The following is a 20,020-nucleotide window of genomic DNA, read 5'->3' as shown; positions in this document are numbered from 1 at the left end:
CAAATGGTTGAAAACATGGCTGCGGGTGGGGAACTCGCAGGGCTGAAGGTGATGGTCATCGATGACTCGAAGACCATCCGGCGTACGGCTGAAACACTGCTCAAGCGTGAAGGTTGCGAAGTGGTTACCGCCACTGACGGTTTCGAGGCATTGGCCAAGATTGCCGACCAGCAACCGCAGATCATCTTCGTCGACATCATGATGCCGCGTCTGGATGGCTATCAGACCTGTGCGTTGATCAAGGGCAACCAGCTCTTCAAGTCGACGCCGGTGATCATGCTGTCATCCAAGGATGGCCTGTTCGATAAGGCCCGGGGCCGCATCGTCGGTTCCGAGCAATACCTCACCAAGCCATTTACCCGCGACGAACTGCTAGGTGCCATCCGCACATACGTCAACGCCTGACCAGGGGGGAAAGGCAAAAATGGCTCGAATTCTTTTGATCGAGGACTCACCGACCGACAGGGCGGTGTTTACACAGTGGTTGCTCAAGGCTGGGCACGAGGTGCTGTCGGCAGACAATGCCGAGGACGGCCTGCAGATTGCCCGTGAGCAAGGCCCGCAGCTGGTGCTGATGGACGTGGTGTTGCCGGGGATGAGTGGTTTCCAGGCAACCCGCGCGCTGTCGCGTGACGAGGCTACGCGTGACATCCCGGTGTTGATCGTCAGCACCAAGGGCATGGAAACCGACAAGGCCTGGGGCATGCGGCAAGGTGCCAGCGACTACATCGTCAAGCCGCCGCGCGAGGATGATCTGATCGCGCGGATCAACAAACTGGTGGGTTGATGCGTTCTCCATTCGACATCCTTGAAGCCTACGAACGCCGCAGTCTGGCGCACGCGGTACAGCTGCCTGAGCGGAGCTTTTCGCAGGATGTCTGGCGTGGCGTGGGTTACCGCGTTGGCAGCCGGCATCTGGTCTCGGATTTCCGCGAAGTGGTGGAAATCGTGCCCATGCCGCCGGTTACCCCGGTACCCGGCGCACAGCCGTGGTTGCTGGGCGTGGGCAACCTGCGCGGCAACCTGTTCCCGGTGGTGGACCTGAAGAACTTCCTGGAAGGCGAGCGCACCGCACCGCAGGAAGGCCAGCGCGTGTTGATCATGCGCCAGAGCGGCGGCGACGTTGCGCTGGTGATCGACGAGCTGTACGGCCAGCGCAGCTTCGAGGCACCGATGCAGGTGCCTGCCGGCGACATCGCGCAGGGGCGCTATGCGCACTTCGTCGAACGCGCCTTCCATGATGAAGGCCGTGACTGGGGCGTGTTCTCGCTGTCGCTGCTTTCCCGCACTCCTGAATTCCGGCAAGCGGCCGCCTGATCGGCGCGCTTGCCTCTTCGTATTGAGACCGAGGTCGAACGATGAGTACTGCTCCTGAAGCCGCCAAGGCAGGCAAGCTTGGCAACGTAAGCACCAACTTCTGGTTGGGCTTGTTGGTGCTCTCGATGGTCGTGTTCGGTGCCAACACCGGCGTGGCCACCTGGCAGGGCAGCCGCCTGGCCGGTGCCAGTACCGGCGCCGCCGACCTGCAGGTGCTGTCACAGCAGCTGGCCAACCAGGGCCGTGAAGCCGTGGCCGGTAGCCGCGAAAGCTACGCCGCGTTCAAGGACACGCGCAGCAAGGTGGAAAGTACCGTCAGCGAGTTGCAGGGCCGTTACGGCAACGAGACCGGTGTGTCCGGTCCGCTGAGCGCACTGGTTGATACCTGGAAGCCGCTGTCCAAGAACGCCGAGCAGATCGTCGCCTCCGAGCCGGCGGTGCTGGCCCTGGCCGGTAACGCCGACAGCTTCGTCGGCGCGGTGCCGCAGCTGCAGGCACAGTTGAACGAAGTGGTGCGGGCGATGACCGCCGGTGGCGCCCAGTCCTCGCAGGTCTACAACGGCCTGCAGCAGGTGGTGGTGGTAGGCACCATGGCCCGTCGCGTGACCGAAATCCGTGCCGGTGGTGCCGGTGCAAGCGGCGCCGGTGATGCGCTGGCGCGCGACATGGTGGTGTTCACCCAGGTGCTGGAAGGCCTGCGCAACGGCAATGAAGAAATGGGCATTGCCGCCGTACGCAATGCCAATGCACAGGTTGCGCTGGAACAGTCGGCCAACCAGTGGGCCAAGATGAAGAAGGATGCCGACGCCATTCTGGCCAGCTCGCGCAACCTGTTTGCTGCACAGTCCTCGGCGGCCGCACTGGCCACCGGCTCGGACAAGATGCTGGAGCGCAGCCGCAAGCTGTTCGACGCGTTCTCGGCCTTCGGCTCGGCCCGCGATACCCGCATCTTCCCGAACTTCTGGTGGAGCGTGATCTTCGGCGGCCTGTCGGTGCTGTCTATCATCGGCTTCGTCTGGAGCACGGTGCGTACCCGTTCGCGCGAGCAGGACGTGCGTTACCAGACCCAGGTGGAATTCAACAGCCGCAACCAGCAGGCGATTATGCGTCTGCTGGACGAAATCAGCTCACTCGGTGAAGGTGACCTGACGGTAAAGGCCTCGGTGACCGAGGACATGACCGGCGCCATCGCCGACGCTATCAACTACGCCGTGGACGAACTGCGCCACCTGGTGACCACCATCAACGACATCTCCTCGAAGGTGGCGGTGTCGGCACAGGAAACCCAGGCAACGGCAATGCAGCTGGCCGAGGCCGCCGGCCACCAGGCCGACGAGATCACCAGCGCCTCGGACCGTATAGGCGAAATCGCAACCTCCATTGAGCAGGTGTCGCGCAACTCGACCGAGTCGGCCGAAGTGGCACAGCGCTCGGTGGTGATCGCCACCGAAGGTGCCGGCGTGGTGCGCCAGACCATCCAGGGCATGGACCAGATCCGCGACCAGATCCAGGAAACCTCCAAGCGCATCAAGCGACTGGGTGAGTCCTCGCAGGAGATCGGCTCGATCGTGGAACTGATCAACGACATTTCCGAGCAGACCAACATCCTGGCTTTGAACGCAGCCGTGCAGGCGGCCTCGGCCGGTGAGGCTGGCCGCGGTTTCGCCGTGGTGGCCGACGAAGTGCAGCGACTGGCAGAACGTACCTCCGGCGCAACGCGCCGAATCGAAGGTCTGGTGCAGGCCATTCAGGCCGATACCAACGAAGCGGTTACCTCGATGGAACAGACCACCGCCGAAGTGGTATCCGGCGCGCGTCTGGCCGAAGACGCCGGTACCGCACTGACCGAAATCGAACGCGTGTCCAACGCGCTTAACAATTTGATCAAAAGCATCTCCATCGCCGCCAACCAGCAGGCCTCGGCAGCTACCGACATCACCCAGACGATGGGTGTTATCCGGCAGATTACCGGCCAGACCTCGCAGGGCGCCGGGCAGACCGCCGATTCGCTGGGTCAGTTGAACCAGTTGGCGGCAGAACTGCGCCGTTCGGTGGCCGACTTCAAGTTGCCGGCCTGAACGGACTGATCGGGCGGGGATGCAAAGGAATCAGCAGATGAAGTTTCGTCACAACGCAACGCAGGGCCGCCCGGACGGCATGCAATTGATGCTGCACGGGGGAGTGCGATGAGTACCTTGCGCGATGCGATGAGCCACGCAGCTCTGGGTTGGGTGAAACCCGAGCTGGACGAGACCCTGCGCCAGGTGCGCAACGAGGTCGAGGCCTACGTCGAAGAACCCAATGACAGCAGCCGCATGCGCTTCTGCGCCGGCTACCTGCACCAGGTGCAGGGCACGCTGCGCATGGTCGAGCTGTACGCCCCGGCGATGGTGGCCGAGGAGCTGGAGCTGCTGGCCAATGCGGTACGCGATGGTGCCATCCCGGACCGCGACGAAGCCTGCGCCACGCTGATGCGTGGCACCGTGCTGCTGCCCGATTACCTAGAACGCCTGCAGAACGGCCACCGCGATATTCCGATCGTGCTGCTGCCGCTGCTCAATGACATCCGTGCCGCACGCGGCGCTGAGGGCATCAACGAAAGCGTACTGTTCGACTTCAACCCCGACGCCAGCGACGCCAGCCCGGATGAGCTGGAGCACGCACGTGGCAGCTTGAGTGGGCGCAACCGCGAACTGCTCGACACGGTTGGCAGTGCGGTGAAGGAAGAACTGATGCGCATCAAGGATGCGCTCGATCTGCATATGCGCATGGACGGCAATCCGGCCGACCTGCAGGTGCAGGTCAACGAGCTGGGCGCCGTTTCCGATACGCTCGGCGTGATGGGCCTGGGCGTTGCCCGTGGCATCGTCGCGCAGCAGCGCGACGCCCTGCGCGAGGTTGCCAACGGCAGCCGCCAGATCGACGACAACCTGTTGCTGGATATCGCCGGTGCGCTGTTGTACGTGGACGCATCGCTGGATGACCAGGTCGCCCATCTGGGCGCCAATGTCGCCGGCGAAGACGATCCGGGCTCGGTGGAAACCCGTCGCACGGTGGAAGTGCTGGCGCATGAAGCCATTGCCAACTTCACCGCCGCACGCGAATCGTTCGTGGCCTTCATCGAGACCAATTGGGACCACGCACGCCTGTCCGAGGTGCCGCGTCTGCTGGGCGAAGTGTCCGGTGCCCTGCGCATGCTGGAACTGCCGGTACCGGCCGATTACCTGCAGGCCGTGCGCCAGTACATCGATGTTGAACTGATCGCACGCCAACGCATTCCCAGCGGGCGTCAGCTCGACACCCTGGCCGATGCGATGGCCAGCCTGGAATACTTCCTGGAAGCCCTGCGCGATCGCCGCCCGGGCCGCGAGGAAATCCTCGACATCACCCGCACCAGTTTGGAAACCCTGCGCTATTGGCCGATTCCGGCAGTGCAGGCGACCATGACCGGCGGTTTGGCGCCGGTTGCCGGCGCGGCTGCCGCGGTAACGCATGCAGATTCCGTCGCATCGGCAGAGGCTGCCCTGGCAGAGGCGCCGCTGGTGGCCGATTCTTTCACCGTCACCGGTGCTGGCATCGATGAACACGTGTCCGCCGCAGCGGATGCGGTGGTTACCGAGCCCTCGTCGGACAGCGTTGCGGCGGTCATGCCGCCGCCGTTGCCGCCGCTTGACCGTGACGACAAGCCGCAGCCTGCAGCGGCCGAATACCCGTTGGTATTCGGGGCAGCCATCAATGCCGTAGCTACGCCGGTACAGCCGTCGCAGGGGCAGGACGCGCACGATTCGCTCGCAGCGCCGGCCCCGGCTGCGGAAACCGCTACGACGCATTTCGCATTTGATCCGGTCACCGCCGAAGCATCGCTGTCCGATGACAGCAGCTTCCAGCTTGCCCCGCTGGTGCTTGAAGGGCAGGAATCCAGTGCTGGCGCGGAATCGCCCACACCTGCATCGTTTGCCGCGACCTTCGATCCGGTTGCCGCCGAGGACCTAGGGGTTGCCGGCGCAGGCGATATCTACCGTTTCGACGACAGCTTGCTCACCCTGGAAGGCGATGAAGCCGCCTCGGCGCAGGCGCCCGAGCTGGCCAAGCGCGAACTTGCCGATGGCGACGTGTTCTTCAGTGCGGAACTGGAAGCGGTCAGCCCGGCGTTCGATGCCGGCACGCAGCCCGTTGCACAGACGACCAACAGCTGGGAGCTGGACGCTGCGCCTGCAGCGTCGGATGCCGGCATTGCCGGCGATGCGCTGACGCTGGAAACAACGCCCGCCGACAGCCTGGAGGTTGCCTCGATCGAGCCGGTTTCCATGCTGGTTGAGCCCGTCTCCAAGCTCGATACGGAAACCGCCGCGTTCATGGCGCAGCTCGATGCCGCGGCCGAAGCATTTGATCCGTTCGCGCTGCCGGCATCGCTGCAGCCTGAGTTGGTCACCGCCGATGTGGCCGAGGCGGCGATCAATGGCGCAGCGCCTGCCAAGGCTGCAGCGCCGGTACACCAGCTTGAAGGTGGCTTCATCGACGGCGGCGACGTCATCGATCAGGACATCCGTGAAGTCTTCATCGAGGAATTCGACGAGGAGCTGGAAAACCTGGGCAACCTGCTGCCCGCATGGCGCGCGGCGCCGGCCAACATGGAACGCCTGCGCCCGGTGCGCCGGGTGTTCCATACCCTCAAGGGCAGTGGTCGTCTGGTGGGTGCGCGCACCCTGGGCGAGTTCAGCTGGAAGATCGAGAGCATGCTCAACCGCGTGCTCGATGGCAGCCGCCCCGCCAGTCCTGCAGTCCTGGCTGCGGTGACGCAGGCCTACGAGGTGTTGCCGGAATTGAATGCCGCCCTGCGTGGCGCAGGCAGCATCCACTCCGATCTGCTGGGCATACAGGATGTGGCGGATCGCGTTGCCGCAGGCGAAGAGGCGTTCTACATCGTCGGTGCCAGCGCGGTTGCCGACGCCGAACCGGCGGATGACCGCAGCCCGGTCGCGGAGGCTGCCGAAACGGCTGCGCCGGCCGATGCCGGCCCTGCCACCGCCGACCACGACGACGCGTCCGGTACCCCGGCCTCGGTGGACGAGGTGCTGCGCGAGATCCTGGAAGCCGAAATCGGCGCGCATCTGGACACGGTCAACACCTGGCTGGCCGGTTCCAAGGCACAGCCGCAACCGGTTTCGGAAGATCTGCTGCGTGCCGTGCACACCATGAGTGGCGCGTTCGCGATGACCGATGTGCCGGTGATCACTCAGATCACCAGCCCGGCCGAAACCTTCGTCAAGCGCTCGCTGGCAGCGGCGGTTACGCCGTCCGCCGCAGGCGTGGAAGCGCTGGCGCAGATGGCCGCTGCCGTGCACACCACGATCACCGCTTTGCGCGAGGCCTCGCCCCGCATCCCGGCATTCCCGGGAGTGGCCGAGCGCCTGCAGACGCTGGTCGGAACCCTGCCCGATGCCAAGTGGCCGCCGATGGTGGCCGAAGAAGAACTGGTCACGACGGACATCGATACGCCGGCGCCGCTGGCGGCGTCCAGCGACATGAGCGCCGATCTGGTCGGTGTCGAAGACCTGTCTGCCTACTTCGATTCCAGCCTGTTGGACGAAACGCCGGGTGACAGCGTTTCGCTGGAAAACGCCGCACCGGCGATCACCGAGTTCGAGCCGGAAATCCTCCTGCCGACCGGCTTGCGCGCAGTTGCAGACACCGAAAACCTGGCCGAACCTGCTGAAGCTGATTCGGCCGCACCTGTCGTTGCCGACACGGTTGAAGCTCAAACGCTGTCGTCCGCAGTCGAGGCCGACCCCGCTGATGAAGGCGAGCCGGCCATCGCGGCCAGCGACGAGCTGGGCATGCACGATGACACCGCCGCAGCGATAGAGTCTTCGCCGCAGGCGGAAGTTGCGGTGGATGGTTACGACGCCGTGCGTGCGTCGACCTGGGGTGTCGTGTCCGATGCGGTTGCACCGGCACAGGCCGAGGAAGCGATCGATGCGCCGCGCGCTGCCGAACCCGCCGAGCTCGCCGACGACGTTGCCATTGCCGTAGTTGCCGATAGCGCGGTTGCTGCCGAGGCAGACGCAGCCCAGCTCGGGCACGACCAGGACGATGTGCAGGCTGTTGCGGTTGCCGCGCAGCCGGCCGACGAAGACAGCACGCCGCTGCTCCAGGACGAACCGATGCAGGCAGAAGCTGTCGTCGAAGTCGAAGCTCAGGCCGAAGCCGAAGCCGAAGCCGAAGTACCCACCGAGGCGTCGGAATCCGCAGCGCAGGGCGAAGACGCTGCGCAGCCGGAAATGCCGGCCGCCGAGGTGGAGCAGCCGATCGCGCTGGAAGAGGATCTCGATCAGCACGTCGACGTGACCGACGCCCACGCCGAGCAGGTGCCTGCGGAAGTCGCGCCGCTTGAAGATGCTGCTGTTTCCGAAGCCGAAGCCGAAGCGCTCGTGTCCGAACTGGAGTCCGCTGATCAGGTAGAGGCAGCAGAAACTGTCGCAGCCGGGATTGAACAGGACGTGCCGGCAGACGACGCCGGGACCGAGCAAGCGGCAGTGCTTGAAGACACGCGGCAGAACCACGCGGCAGACGCCGCCGGAACGTTCGAGAATGCCGAACCGGCATCGTTCGTTTCCGCCGCCGACAGCAAGGCCACGCTGGCCCCGCTGACCGCCGCGCTGCCGGAACAGGCCGCCGCAACGGTGGCTGCGGTTGCCATCCACGAGTTGGATGCCGGCCCGCTGGACTTCGCCGATCTGGACCGCGAACTGGTCGACATCTTTGTCGAGGAAGGCAAGGACCTGCTCGACCATTGCGATGGTCTGATCAACGACATGCGCGCGGCGCCGGAAGACCGCGAAGCCCTGGCCGGCTTGCAGCGTGACCTGCATACCCTCAAGGGTGGCGCACGCATGGCCGGCATCAACGCCATCGGCGACCTCGGCCATGGCATCGAGTCGCTGCTGGAAGCCGTTGCAGCCAACCGTACCGAAATCACCCGCGGCGACGTGCAGCTGCTGGAGCGTGGCTTCGATCGCCTGCATCAGCTGTTGACCCGTACCGGTGAGCACCGTGCGGTGCTGATGCCGACGGATCTGATCGAAGCCTTCGAGGCCCGCACCGATGGCCGTGCCGAAGCCGCACAGGCACCGGTCGAGGCGGCCAGCCCGGCGGATGCAGTGGTTGCCGAGGTTGCTTCGGAATCGGTGCAGCCGCAGCCGCTGCCACATATCGAGCCCTTGTCCGCGCCGTTGCGCGAAGAACAGGCCGGTGCCGAAGAAGAAGGCGCACCGCGCGGACAGGAACAGGTGCGTGTACGCGCCGACCTGCTCGACAGCCTGGTCAACCACGCCGGTGAAGTGGCGATCTACCGTTCGCGCCTGGAGCAGCAGTTGGGTGCCTTCCGTGGCGCCATGGCCGAACTGGATCGCACCAACGCACGTCTGCGCGACCAGTTGCGTCGTCTGGATCTGGAAACCGAAGCGCAGATCGTGGCGCGTTACCGCCGCGAGCACGAACAGGCCGACCAGACCTTCGATCCGCTGGAACTGGACCGTTTCTCCACCCTGCAGCAGCTCAGCCGTGCGCTGAACGAATCGGCAGCCGACTTGGGCGGTCTGCAAGGTGTGCTCGACGATCTGTCGCGCAACTACGACACGCTGCTGCAACAGCAGTCGCGTGTGAGCTCGGAACTGCAGGACGGCTTGATGCGTGCGCGCATGGTGCCGTTCGATGGCCTGGTGCCGCGCCTGCGTCGCGTGGTGCGCCAAGCCGCGCAGGAAACCGAAAAGCAGGTGCACCTGAAGCTGGAAGGCACCCACGGCGAACTCGATCGCAATGTGCTGGACCGCATGGTCGCGCCGCTGGAGCACATGCTGCGCAACTCGGTTGCCCATGGTCTGGAGCAGCCGGCTGCACGTACTGCCGCAGGCAAGCCGGAAGAAGGCGAAATCGCCCTGCGTCTGCGCCGCGAAGGCTCGGAAATCGTGCTGGAAGTCGGCGATGACGGTGCCGGCCTGGACCGCGAGGCAATCCGTCGCCGTGCCGAGCAGCGTGGCCTGCTGGGTGCCGGCGAGCAGATCGACGATACCCAGCTGGACCAGATGATCTTTGCATCGGGCTTCAGCACCAGCGAGCAGGTCAGCCAGCTGTCCGGGCGTGGTGTCGGCATGGACGTGGTGCGCAACGAAGTGCGTCAGCTTGGCGGCTCGGTGGACATCCACTCGGTGCGTGGCCAGGGTGCGACCTTCACCTTGCGCCTGCCGCAGACGCTGGCGGTCACCCAGGCGGTGTTCGTGCGTATCGGCGAAACCACTTACGCGGTGCCGGTGGCATCGGTCAGCGGTATCGGCCGCATCTCCCGCCAGCGTTTCGAGTCGGGGCAGGGCGGTTACCACTACAACGGCGAAGACTTCAGCCTGTACAACCTGGGCACCCTGGTGGGCCAGGTTGCCGCCAAGGCCGAAGGCCAGACCGAGATCCCGTTGCTGCTGGTGCGCTCCGGCGACCTGCGTGCAGCGGTGGCGATCGACCAGGTGCTGGGCAACCGCGAAGTCGTGGTCAAGCCGGTCGGCCTGCAGATTGCCTCGGTACCGGGCATCTACGGTGCCACCATCACCGGCGAAGGCAATGTGGTGGTGATCCTGGACGTGGCACCGCTGGTGCGTCGTCATCTGACCCAGCCGCAGCAGACGGTGGAAGTGATCGAGGCCAGCAGCCAGCGCCATGTGCCGCTGGTGATGGTGGTCGACGACTCGCTGACCATGCGCAAGGTCACCGGCCGCGTGCTGGAACGTCACAACCTGGATGTGGTCGCCGCACGCGACGGCGTGGAAGCGCTCGAGCAGCTGGAAGAGCGCATCCCGGACCTGATGTTGCTGGATATCGAAATGCCGCGCATGGACGGCTACGAGCTGGCCACCGCGATGCGTGCCGATCCGCGTTACAAGAACATCCCGATCGTGATGATCACCTCGCGCAGTGGCGACAAGCATCGCCAGCGCGCATTCGAGATTGGCGTGCAACGCTATCTCGGCAAGCCGTACCAGGAGTTGGATTTGATGCGCAATGTCTATGACCTGCTGGGGATCGCCCGTGCACGCGACTGACGACACTGCCAAGCCGGTTGCCCTGCTGGCCCGTGCCGGCGCCGCCCGCGATCGCCTGCGCGAAGCCTTGGTCGCCGCCGGTGGCCGCATCGTGCTGGAAGAAGACCCCAATCAGCTGGAACCGACCGCACTGGCCGCGGCCGCACCGCAGGTGGTGCTGGTTGCCTTGGAACCGGCGGTCGAGGACGCGCTGGAACGCTTGGAATCGGTATTGGAAACCCCGGAACTGGCCTTGCTGTTCGAGGAAGCCGAACTGGCCGCGCGTCGCGAGGGCTGGGAGGCACAGCGTTGGATCCGTCATCTGGCAGCCAAGCTGCAGGGTCATGGCAATGTGTTGCCGCCCGGCCTGGAACATGAAGACGCCGAACCGGCCAACGCCCTGCAACCCGGCCTGCCGCCGCGTCCGGCCGATGGTCATCTGGATGCGCCGCTGCAGTTCCATTTGGATGAGGCGCAGGTGCAGGCCTATGACCTGCCGGCCGATGAAATCTATGAGGTGCCGGCAAGCGCGCGTGAACCGCATGTGGAAGTGCTGTCGTTCGAAGAACTGATCGCCGGTGCCGCGCAGCCCTCGACCGAGGGCGCGCTGCCGCCGCCGCTGCCGGCGGATCCGGTGACGGCTGCAGCCGAGCCTGCCCGCAATGAGGCGCCCGCGCCGGCACCGATCGGCGACTTCAGCAGCTGGTCGTTGCTTGACGACGACGGCTACCAGGCGCCTGCGGCCACGCCGGCCGCCGCCGAGCCGCCACCGGCACTGGCCAGCCTGCTCAACAGCGAACTGTCGCTGGTGGATATCGACGACGCCGTTGCCCAGGGCAATGGTGCGGTGCTGCTGATCGCCGGCATTGGTGGCCCGGATGCGGTGCGCCGCGTACTGGCGGGCCTGCCGGAAGATTTTTCGCGCCCGGTGCTGGTGCAGCTGCGCCTGGACGGCGGCCGCTACGCCAACCTGGTCAAGCAGATGGCACGGGCAACGCCGCTGCCGGTCAGCCTGGCCGATCCCGGTCAGAGCCTGAACCCGGGCGAGATCTATATTCTTCCCGACGTCATCGGTGTGGAGTCGGCCGCTGGCGGCCTGCGCTTCTGCGCCGAAGGCAGCGATCTGCTGCAGGCCCTGCAACCGGACCGCAGCGCGGTGTTGATGCTCAGTGGTGCCGATGTGGCGATGGTCGCGCCGGTGCTGGACTTCGCCGGCAAGGGTGGCTGGGTGGCGGGGCAGATCGGTGAGGGTTGCTACGACCCGGCTGCTGCCAGCCAGCTGGCTGTGGCCGGCATGAGCGCCGGCGATCCCGAATACCTCGCCGCCGAATTGGCTGTGCACTGCGCGGCGTGACCGCTGCGCGACCCAGGAACTGACGATGAGCTACGCAAACAACGATGAAGTCCGTGGGGTACTGATCCAGGCTGGCACCGAGCGTGTGCTGCTGCCCAACGCGACGGTGGCGGAAATGATGTCCCGCGTGGCGGTCGAGCCGATCGCCAACGCGCCGGCCTGGCTGGTGGGGCAGATCGCGTGGCATGGCTGGAGCGTGCCGTTGCTGTCCTACGCCGGGCTCAGTGGCCACGGTCACGAGATGGTCGGCAGCAACAACAAGGTGGTGGTGCTCAAGGCCCTGGGTGGCAACCCGGACCTGCCGTACTTCGCTCTGCTGACCCAGTCCTTCCCGCAGTTGATCGCAGTGCCGCGTGACGGCCTGCTGGCCGACGCCTCGGAAGAGAGCCTGCCGGTAGGCGTGCATATGCGCGTGCTGCTGGGCGAGCAGAGCGCCTTGTTGCCGGACTTGGACGCGGTTGAAAGCGCGGTGATCCTGGCCCTGGCCGAAGCCGCAGGCTGACCCGCCCCGCAGCGTGTGGTTGCATCGGTAATGCCCCAGCCGAGCATGGCTCGGCTCTACACGCGGCGCATGATTACCTGTAGTGCCGAGCCATGCTCGGTAGAGGTTTCCCGGCGATCCTGAAGCTCGCGGGCCCTGCAGATTGTGGGAGCGGCATCAGCCGCGAAGCCCGCAGTCCATCAGATTGCGGACCTCTCGATGGTGCAACCATACCCAGCTTCGCGGCTGATGCCGCTCCCACAGTGTGGGGTCTGTGGTTGCAGCGGTAATGCCCCAGCCGAGCATGGCTCGGCTCTACACGCGGCGCATGATTACCTGTAGTGCCGAGCCATGCTCGGCAGAGGTTTCCCGGCGATCCTGAAGCTCGCGGGCCCTGCAGATTGTGGGAGCGGCGTAAGCCGCGAAGCCCGCAGTCCATCAGATTGCGGACCTCTTGGTAGTGCAATCATCCCCAGCTTCGCGGCTGACGCCGCTGCTACAAGCCCACACCGGATTTGTTTGTAACACCCCAGCCGAGCCCCAGCCGAGCCTCGCTCTGCGCTACAGGTCGCCCAGGCGCGCCTGCAGGGCCGCGATGGCGGCCAGGCCTGCGGTCTCGGTGCGCAGGATGCGTGGGCCCAGCTGCAGGCCCTGGAAGCCGGCCTCGCCCAGTTGCTGCCTGTCACGCGGCGACCAGCCGCCTTCCGGGCCAATCGCGATGACCACGCCGTTGGCCGGTGCGTTCGGCAACGAGGCCAGGCGATGTTCGCCCAAGGGATCAAGGGTCAACCGCAGGGTCTGCTCCGGCAGCGCTGCGGTTGCAGCGGCCAGCGCCTGCGGGCTGCCAATCGACGGAATGCGGGCACGCCCGGACTGGCCGCAGGCCGAGCCGACGACATTGCGCCAATGGGCGATGCGCTTCTCCGCGCGCGCCGCATCCAGCTTGACCTCGGTGCGCTCGGCATTGACCGGGATGATGCGGCTGACCCCCAGTTCGGTGGCTTTCTGCAGGATCAGGTCCATCTTCTCGCCGCGCGCGATGCCCTGCAGCAAGGTGATGGCCAGCGGTGACTCGTTGTTCACCGCCTGCGCGCTGTCGATATGCACCTGTACCTCGCGCTTGCTGATGGCGCTGAGCGTGGCCGCATAGTCGTGGCCATCGCCATTGAACAGAATGCAGCCTTCCCCCTCGCGCAGGCGCATTACCCGCACCAGGTGATTGGCCACCTCTTCTGGGAGGGACAGGGTTTGGCCGGCGGCAAGTGGCAGTTCAATCGGGCAACGGGTAAGACGCATCGGTGATCTCGCAAAGGCGGTGCCGTATGGGGGGCGGCTGGGTCTGCTAGCATTTCAACGTCATGAAAACGTATCTGCCAATGCGCATTCTATCGGTCTACCGTCCTTTTGCCCGGAGCGGCGCATGAGTCGCCGGCTTCCACAGATCCACAACGTGGTCGAAGAACACATCGGCCCGTTCCGCCAACAACAGCTGGATCTGGAGTTTTCCAACGGCGAACGCCGGCACTTCCAGCGCCTGGTCAGCGGCGGGCATGGTGCGGTGGTGGTGGTGCCGATGCTCGACGACGAGACCGTTCTGCTGGTGCGTGAATACGCTGCGGGCCTGCACCGGTACGAACTGGGCCTGGTCAAGGGCCGCATCGACGCGGGCGAAAGCCCGATCGAGGCCGCCGACCGTGAGCTCAAGGAGGAAGCCGGTTACGGCGCGCACTCGCTCGATGTGCTGCGCAGCCTGAGCCTTGCACCTACTTATATGAGTCACCAGTCCTGGCTGGTGGTGGCGCGCCAGTTGTATCCGCAGCGTCTGCCCGGCGATGAGCCCGAGGAGCTGGAAGTGGTGCTGTGGAAGCTGGCCGAGCTGGACCAGCTGATGCTGCGCGAGGATTTTTCCGAAGGGCGTTCGCTGGCGGCCCTGTTCATCGCCCGAGAGTGGCTGCGAGGTGGCGCGTGAACCCTTCAATCGATGAAGCGCTGCGCGAAGGCGTGCTGAAGATCGCCCAGCAGGCCGGCGCGGCGATCATGCAGGTCTACGCCAACGGTTTCGATATCGAACACAAGGCCGACGACAGTCCGGTGACCAGCGCCGATCTGGCCGCACATCGCTTGATCGTGGATGGGCTGACCCGGCTGACCCCGGATATCCCGGTGCTGTCCGAAGAGTCGGCGCAGCTGCCCTGGGAGACGCGGCGCCAGTGGCAGCGTTACTGGTTGGTGGATCCGCTGGATGGCACCCGTGAGTTCATCAAGCGCAATGGCGAATTCAGCGTCAACATCGCGCTGATCGAGCATGGCGTGTCGGTGTTTGGCGTCGTGCAGGCGCCGGTGACCGAGGTCATCTGGCACGCCGAGCGCGGTGGCGGGGCATGGCGTCGCAGCGGCCAGCAGCAGGATGCGATCAGCACCCGGGTGCCGCCGGCGTCGCCATTGCGGGTGGCGGCCAGCCGCTCGCATGCCAGTGCGCGCACCGCCTCCTTGCTGGAACGCATGGGCGAGATCGAGCTGGTCGCGCAGGGCTCGTCGCTGAAATTCTGCCGCATCGCTGAAGGCACGCTCGACGTATATCCGCGGCTTGGCCCGACCAGTGAATGGGACACTGCCGCTGGTCAATGTGTGCTGGAAGCGGCGGGCGGCGTGGTGCTGGCTGCCGACGACGGTGTGCCTTTTGCCTACAACCAGCGGCCGCGTCTGCTCAATGGCGACTTCGTCGCATTGGGCGATGCCTCGCTGCCGTGGCAGGACTGGGTGGCCGGGCTGTGATGGCTGCGCTCAACCGCTGATCCACAACCCCAAACGCCGGCGTCTGCCGGCGTCGTCGTCATGAAGAAGGTGTGCGCATGTCCGAGTTGAACGATATCCAGACCCTGTTGCAGATCATGGCGCGGCTGCGCGATCCGCAGGCCGGTTGTCCATGGGACCTGGAGCAGGATTTCGCCAGCATCGCGCCGTATACGGTGGAAGAAGCCTACGAAGTCGCCGATGCGATCGACCGCAACGACTTGCCGGAGTTGAAGGACGAGCTCGGCGACCTGCTGCTGCAGGTGGTGTTCCATGCACAGATGGCCAGCGAGCAGGGCGCTTTCGATTTCGGCGATGTGGTGGCGTCGATCAGCAACAAGATGATCCGTCGCCACCCGCATATCTTCGGCGACACCGAGGTCAGTGATTCGGACGAAGTGCTGGCCAACTGGGATGCAATCAAGCGCAGCGAACGCGCGGCCAAGGGCGAGCAGGATGGCTCGGCATTGGCGGGTATTTCACGCGGTCTGCCGGAGTGGCTGCGTGCCACCAAGCTGCAGTCGCGCGCCGCGCGCACCGGCTTTGACTGGCCCAGCCCGGCGCCGGTGCTGGACAAGCTGCGCGAGGAGATCGACGAGCTGCAGGCCGAGTTCGAGATCGCCGCCAGTGGCCAGGATAACCAGGCGCGGCTGCAGGAAGAACTGGGCGATGTGCTGTTTGTCTGCGCCAACCTGGCCCGTCACGCCAAGGTGGATGTCGGCACCGCCTTGCGCCACGCCAACCACAAGTTCGAGCGCCGCTTCCGTGCGATGGAAGCATTGGCAGCGGCCCAGGCAACGCCGATGTCGGCACTGGATCTGGCCGCGCAGGAAGCACTTTGGCAGGCGGTGAAACAGCAGGAAAAGGATGCGGCGCGGTGAAAACCTTCGCCCTGTTCCTGCTCACCGCGCTGGCGGAAATCATCGGCTGCTACCTGCCGTGGCTATGGCTGCGGCAGCAGGGCAGCCCGTGGCTGCTGTTGCCGGCCGCCGCCAGCCTCGCCTTGTTCGCATGGTTGCTGACCCTGCACCCGGCCGCCAGCGGCCGCGTCTATGCCGCCTATGGCGGAGTCTACGTCTGCACGGCATTGCTGTGGCTGTGGCTGGTGGATTCGGTCAAACCTACCCGTTGGGACCTGCTCGGCGGCGGCCTGTGCCTGCTCGGCATGGCGGTGATCATGTTCGCCCCACGCAGCAGCTGAAACGCCTATGCTGGCCGCATCCGCCCCAGGGTACCGGCCATGTCGCGCTTCAGCAGCTTCCGCCAGTTCTATCCGTACTACCTGAGCGAGCACAGCAACCACATCAGTCGCCGCCTGCATTTCATCGGCAGCTGCTGCGTGCTGGTGTGCGTGGCGCTGGCGCTGTGGAACGGGCAGGGCCGCTGGCTGTGGCTGGCGCTGCTGTGCGGTTATGGCTTTGCCTGGATCGGGCACTTTTTCTTCGAGAAGAACCGGCCGGCCACCTTCCGCCATCCCTTCTATTCATTTGCCGGCGACTGGGTGATGTTCGTCGACATTCTGCGTGGGCGGCTGCGCCTGTAGACGGGCATCTGATCCTTCCAGGGCCGTGGCTATACTCGGCCCATCCATCATCACGAGGAGTGGGCAATGGGCAGCGGAACAGGGGTGTTGGCGCTGGTGGTGGTCATCGCCGGCGTCATCGTGTTGTTCAAGACGGTACGCATGGTGCCGCAGGGTTACGAGTGGACGGTGGAACGCTTCGGCAAGTACACGCATACGATGAGCCCCGGCCTGCATTTCCTGGTGCCCATTGTGTATGGCGTCGGCCGCAAGGTGAACATGATGGAGCAGGTGCTGGACGTGCCGAGCCAGGATGTGATCACCAAGGACAACGCGGTGGTGCGCGTGGATGGCGTGGTGTTTTTCCAGGTGCTGGACGCGGCCAAGGCGGCCTATGAAGTGGCCAACCTGGAAGTGGCGATGATCGCGCTGGTGCAGACCAATATCCGCACGGTGATCGGTTCGATGGACCTGGACGAGTCCTTGAGCCAGCGCGAAACCATCAATGCCAAGCTGCTCAACGTGGTCGACCACGCCACCAACCCGTGGGGGGTGAAAGTCACCCGCATCGAGATCAAGGACATCCAGCCGCCGGCCAACCTGGTGCAGTCGATGCAGCAGCAGAAGATGGCCGAGCAGAACAAGCGCGCTGCGGTGCTGGAATCCGAAGGCATCCGCCAGTCGGAGATCCTGCGTGCCGAGGGCCAGAAGCAGGCGGCGGTGCTGGAAGCGGAGGGCCGCAAGGAGGCCGCCTTCCGTGATGCCGAAGCCCGCAAGCGGCTCGCCGAAGCCGAGGCCAAGGCGACCGCCATGGTGTCCGATGCCATCGCCAACGGCAGCGTGCAGGCGATCAACTACTTCATCGCCCAGAAGTATGTGGAAGCCTTCAGTGAGCTGGCCAGCTCGCCCAACCAAAAACTGGTGCTGATGCCGATGGAAACCAGTGGCGTGATCGGCTCCATTGCCGGCATTGCTGAATTGGCCAAGGAGGCCCTCGCCAAACAAGGCGAGCCCAAGCAGCCCGCACGCGGCAACCCGCCGCCATTGGGGCGTTGAGCCATGCGCTGGGAAGTGGTCATCTGGGCAGCGCTGGCGGTGCTGTTGTTCGCCGCCGAGGCGCTGGCGCCGGGCGCTTTCATGTTGTGGATGGGGATCGCCGCGGCGGCGGTGTTCCTCACCGTCTGGGCCATCGACGGCATCAGCGTGCTGCTGCAGGTCATCCTGTTCGTGGTGTTGAGCTTCGTATCAATTCAGGTCTACCGTACCTGGTTCCGCCAGCGTGCGCGGCCCAGCGATCAACCCCTGCTCAACCGCCGCGCCGAACAACTGGTGGGGCGCGTGGTGACGCTGGAACAGGCCATCAATGCCGGCGTCGGCCGGGCCAAGGTGGATGATGCGTTCTGGGTAGTGGCCGGCCCCGACCTGCCGCAGGGCAGCGCGGTGCGGGTGGTCGCCGTGGACGGCATGACGCTCAAGGTGCAGCCGGTCTGATGGCTGCAGCGGCACCGCCGTTGTGGCAGTGCCGCAGGTTTTAAAAGTGACCATCTGGGATAATGGCGGACCCCTTTTGTGTGGAACGGCCATGACCCAGAAAACCCTGCTCAACGAAACCCACCGCTCGCTCGGCGCCAAGATGGTCGACTTTGGCGGCTGGGACATGCCGATCCACTACGGCTCGCAGATCGATGAGCATCACCTGGTCCGCAGCGCCGCCGGCATGTTCGACGTCAGCCACATGACCGTGGTCGATCTGAAGGGCGCGCGCACCCGCGAGTTCCTGCGCCAGCTGCTGGCCAACTCCATCGACAAGCTCAAGGTGCCGGGCAAGGCCCTGTACTCGTGCATGCTCAATGCGCAGGGTGGGGTGATCGATGACCTGATCGTCTACTTCCTGGCCGATGACATGTTCCGCATGGTGGTCAACGCCTCCACCCGCGAGAAGGACCTGGCGTGGATCCGCCAGCATGCCGAAGCCTTTGGCGTGGAGGTGATCGAGCGCGAAGACCTGGCCATCATCGCCGTGCAGGGGCCGCAGGCGCGTGCGCTGGTCGCCGGCCTGGTGGCGCCCGATGATCGTGCCGCGCTGGACAAGCTGGCGCGCTTCGCCGGCCTGGATGTGACCTCCGCCGACGGCGTGCCACTGTTTGTTGCGCGCACCGGTTACACCGGCGAAGACGGCTATGAAGTATTGCTGCCGCAGACGGCGGTAATCGCATTCTGGAATGCACTGCTGGCCGCCGGGGTGAAGCCGGCGGGGCTGGGCGCGCGCGACACGCTGCGTCTGGAAGCCGGCATGAATCTCTACGGCCAGGACATGGACGAAACCATCACCCCGTATGAAGCGGCGCTGGCCTGGACCGTTGCCCTGGACGATCAGGCCGATGGCACGCCGCGCGACTTCACCGGTCGCCCGGTGCTGGAAGCGCAGAAGGCGGCCGGCAACGCGCGGCAGATGATCGGCCTGGTGATGGACGAGAAGGGCGTGCTGCGCCACGGCCAGAAAGTGCTCACCGCCAACGGCGAGGGCGAGATCCTGTCCGGTACCTTTTCGCCGACACTGGGCAAGGCGATTGCCTTCGCACGCGTCCCCGCCGGAGCACCGGGCGAGGTGCGCGTGGATATCCGCGGCAAGGAAGTGCCGGTGCGTATCGTGAAGTTTCCGTTTGTGCGTGACGGCCAGGCACAGGCCGGCATCAATCTTTGACCTGCAGGACCGGGCCGGGAGCGACCTCGCTTCCGGTTCGTTAAACTAGCGCTTCTTCCCGACCACCGTTTTTCCGGAGTAGTTCCATGAGCGAGATCCCTGGCGACCTCAAGTTCCTCAAGTCCCACGAATGGGCCCGTGTCGAAGGCAATGGCCGCGTCACCGTTGGTATTTCCGATCACGCCCAAGGTTTGCTGGGTGACCTGGTCTACGTTGAACTGCCGGCTGTCGGCGACAGCGTGCAGGCCGGCGTCGGCGCGGCGGTGGTCGAGTCGGTGAAGGCCGCTTCCGACGTCTACAGCCCGGTGTCCGGCACCGTTGTCGAAGTCAACGAAGCGGTGACGGACAAGCCGGAAACCATCAACGAAGATGCTTACGGCGAGGGTTGGCTGTATGTGGTTGAGCTGTCCGAGCCGGAACAGTTGAATGAGCTGCTCGGTCCGGACGACTACGCCGAAATGTTGGAGAACGAGGACCACTGAGTCCCGTCGTCCTCGGAAAAACGGCCGCCATCAGCGGCCGTTTTTTTTTGCGTCGATGTCAGCATCAGGTGATGATCGGTGGTGATCAGGGACAGTCGAAGCGCGGCGCGACAGTTCGTCGGCGGGTGCGATGAGCTGTTGGCAGGCGCCGTTGCGGACTGCGAAAGGGTGCAAAAAGTTTGCGCAAAATGATCCAACACCGATGCAAAGCGCAGCCTTTGGAAAACTTTTTTTCGGGTGCTGCAACCGGCCTGGGAAGGTCTTCGGTCGCACGTTTTGAGATGGCGTTGGAGTAGCGC

At 65.1% G+C, this 20,020-nt stretch carries 17 protein-coding genes; 16 read left to right on the top strand and 1 reads right to left on the bottom strand.

All coding sequences use genetic code 11. The annotated features are described in order from the left end of the window. Positions 1-3: 3 nt before the first annotated feature. The 7 genes from pilG (at position 4) to BCV67_RS04475 (ending at position 12,241) form a co-directional block, all read left to right on the top strand. On the top strand, positions 4-405 hold the full coding sequence (pilG, locus tag BCV67_RS04505) for a twitching motility response regulator PilG (RefSeq protein WP_057628851.1): 402 nt from the start codon (positions 4-6) through the stop codon (positions 403-405). A 19-nt stretch (positions 406-424) separates the two neighbouring features. Further along, positions 425-787: a response regulator gene (locus BCV67_RS04500; RefSeq protein ID WP_057628819.1), complete on the top strand. Its 363-nt coding sequence runs from the start codon at positions 425-427 to the stop codon at positions 785-787. Further along, positions 787-1,317 (top strand): chemotaxis protein CheW, encoded by a 531-nt coding sequence (locus BCV67_RS04495; RefSeq protein ID WP_062166655.1) that lies wholly within the window; start codon positions 787-789, stop codon positions 1,315-1,317. Before BCV67_RS04500 ends, BCV67_RS04495 begins: the two co-directional genes overlap by 1 nt. A gap of 41 nt (positions 1,318-1,358) precedes the next feature. Continuing rightward, on the top strand, positions 1,359-3,395 hold the full coding sequence (locus tag BCV67_RS04490) for a methyl-accepting chemotaxis protein (protein WP_062166654.1): 2,037 nt from the start codon (positions 1,359-1,361) through the stop codon (positions 3,393-3,395). Positions 3,396-3,503: 108 nt separating this feature from the next. Then, positions 3,504-10,406 carry an Hpt domain-containing protein gene (locus BCV67_RS04485; protein ID WP_062166653.1) on the top strand — a complete coding sequence of 2,301 codons (6,903 nt, stop codon included), beginning with the start codon at positions 3,504-3,506 and terminating at the stop codon, positions 10,404-10,406. After that, positions 10,393-11,739 carry a chemotaxis protein CheB gene (locus BCV67_RS04480; protein WP_156455756.1) on the top strand — a complete coding sequence of 449 codons (1,347 nt, stop codon included), beginning with the start codon at positions 10,393-10,395 and terminating at the stop codon, positions 11,737-11,739. The genes BCV67_RS04485 and BCV67_RS04480 overlap by 14 nt, the downstream gene beginning before the upstream one ends. A gap of 25 nt (positions 11,740-11,764) precedes the next feature. After that, positions 11,765-12,241: a chemotaxis protein CheW gene (locus BCV67_RS04475; RefSeq protein ID WP_057628824.1), complete on the top strand. Its 477-nt coding sequence runs from the start codon at positions 11,765-11,767 to the stop codon at positions 12,239-12,241. 540 nt (positions 12,242-12,781) lie between these two features. Here BCV67_RS04475 and BCV67_RS04470 read toward each other — a convergent pair. Then, positions 12,782-13,516, bottom strand: coding sequence for a 16S rRNA (uracil(1498)-N(3))-methyltransferase (locus tag BCV67_RS04470; protein ID WP_062166651.1), 735 nt, complete (start codon positions 13,514-13,516; stop codon positions 12,782-12,784). A gap of 124 nt (positions 13,517-13,640) precedes the next feature. Between BCV67_RS04470 and nudE the strand changes: the two genes are divergently transcribed. From nudE to gcvH, 9 genes are all read left to right on the top strand, one after another. Next, positions 13,641-14,189, top strand: coding sequence for an ADP compounds hydrolase NudE (gene nudE / locus BCV67_RS04465; protein ID WP_062166650.1), 549 nt, complete (start codon positions 13,641-13,643; stop codon positions 14,187-14,189). Beyond that, positions 14,186-14,995: a 3'(2'),5'-bisphosphate nucleotidase CysQ gene (gene cysQ / locus BCV67_RS04460; RefSeq protein ID WP_428999500.1), complete on the top strand. Its 810-nt coding sequence runs from the start codon at positions 14,186-14,188 to the stop codon at positions 14,993-14,995. The genes nudE and cysQ overlap by 4 nt, the downstream gene beginning before the upstream one ends. Positions 14,996-15,072: 77 nt before the next feature. After that, a complete protein-coding gene (gene mazG, locus BCV67_RS04455) occupies positions 15,073-15,894 on the top strand; it encodes a nucleoside triphosphate pyrophosphohydrolase (protein ID WP_062166649.1) in 822 nt (273 codons plus the stop codon). Continuing rightward, entirely contained in the window at positions 15,891-16,214 is a 324-nt protein-coding gene (locus BCV67_RS04450) for a YnfA family protein (protein WP_062166648.1), read from the top strand. Before mazG ends, BCV67_RS04450 begins: the two co-directional genes overlap by 4 nt. Before the next feature lie 39 nt (positions 16,215-16,253). Continuing rightward, on the top strand, positions 16,254-16,556 hold the full coding sequence (locus BCV67_RS04445) for a DUF962 domain-containing protein (protein ID WP_062166647.1): 303 nt from the start codon (positions 16,254-16,256) through the stop codon (positions 16,554-16,556). Between the two features lie 66 nt (positions 16,557-16,622). Beyond that, entirely contained in the window at positions 16,623-17,591 is a 969-nt protein-coding gene (locus BCV67_RS04440) for an SPFH domain-containing protein (protein ID WP_062166646.1), read from the top strand. A gap of 3 nt (positions 17,592-17,594) precedes the next feature. Continuing rightward, complete coding sequence (locus BCV67_RS04435) at positions 17,595-18,026, top strand: NfeD family protein (RefSeq protein WP_062166645.1); 432 nt, start codon at positions 17,595-17,597, stop codon at positions 18,024-18,026. 91 nt (positions 18,027-18,117) lie between these two features. Further along, positions 18,118-19,239 (top strand): glycine cleavage system aminomethyltransferase GcvT, encoded by a 1,122-nt coding sequence (gene gcvT, locus BCV67_RS04430; RefSeq protein WP_062166644.1) that lies wholly within the window; start codon positions 18,118-18,120, stop codon positions 19,237-19,239. Between the two features lie 86 nt (positions 19,240-19,325). Continuing rightward, positions 19,326-19,721: a glycine cleavage system protein GcvH gene (gene gcvH, locus BCV67_RS04425; protein ID WP_062166643.1), complete on the top strand. Its 396-nt coding sequence runs from the start codon at positions 19,326-19,328 to the stop codon at positions 19,719-19,721. Positions 19,722-20,020: the final 299 nt, after the last annotated feature.

The sequence above is a fragment of the Stenotrophomonas nitritireducens genome, assembly GCF_001700965.1.
Taxonomy (GTDB): Bacteria; Pseudomonadota; Gammaproteobacteria; order Xanthomonadales; family Xanthomonadaceae; genus Stenotrophomonas; species Stenotrophomonas nitritireducens_A.
This window is presented reverse-complemented; position numbering and strand designations above follow the sequence as displayed.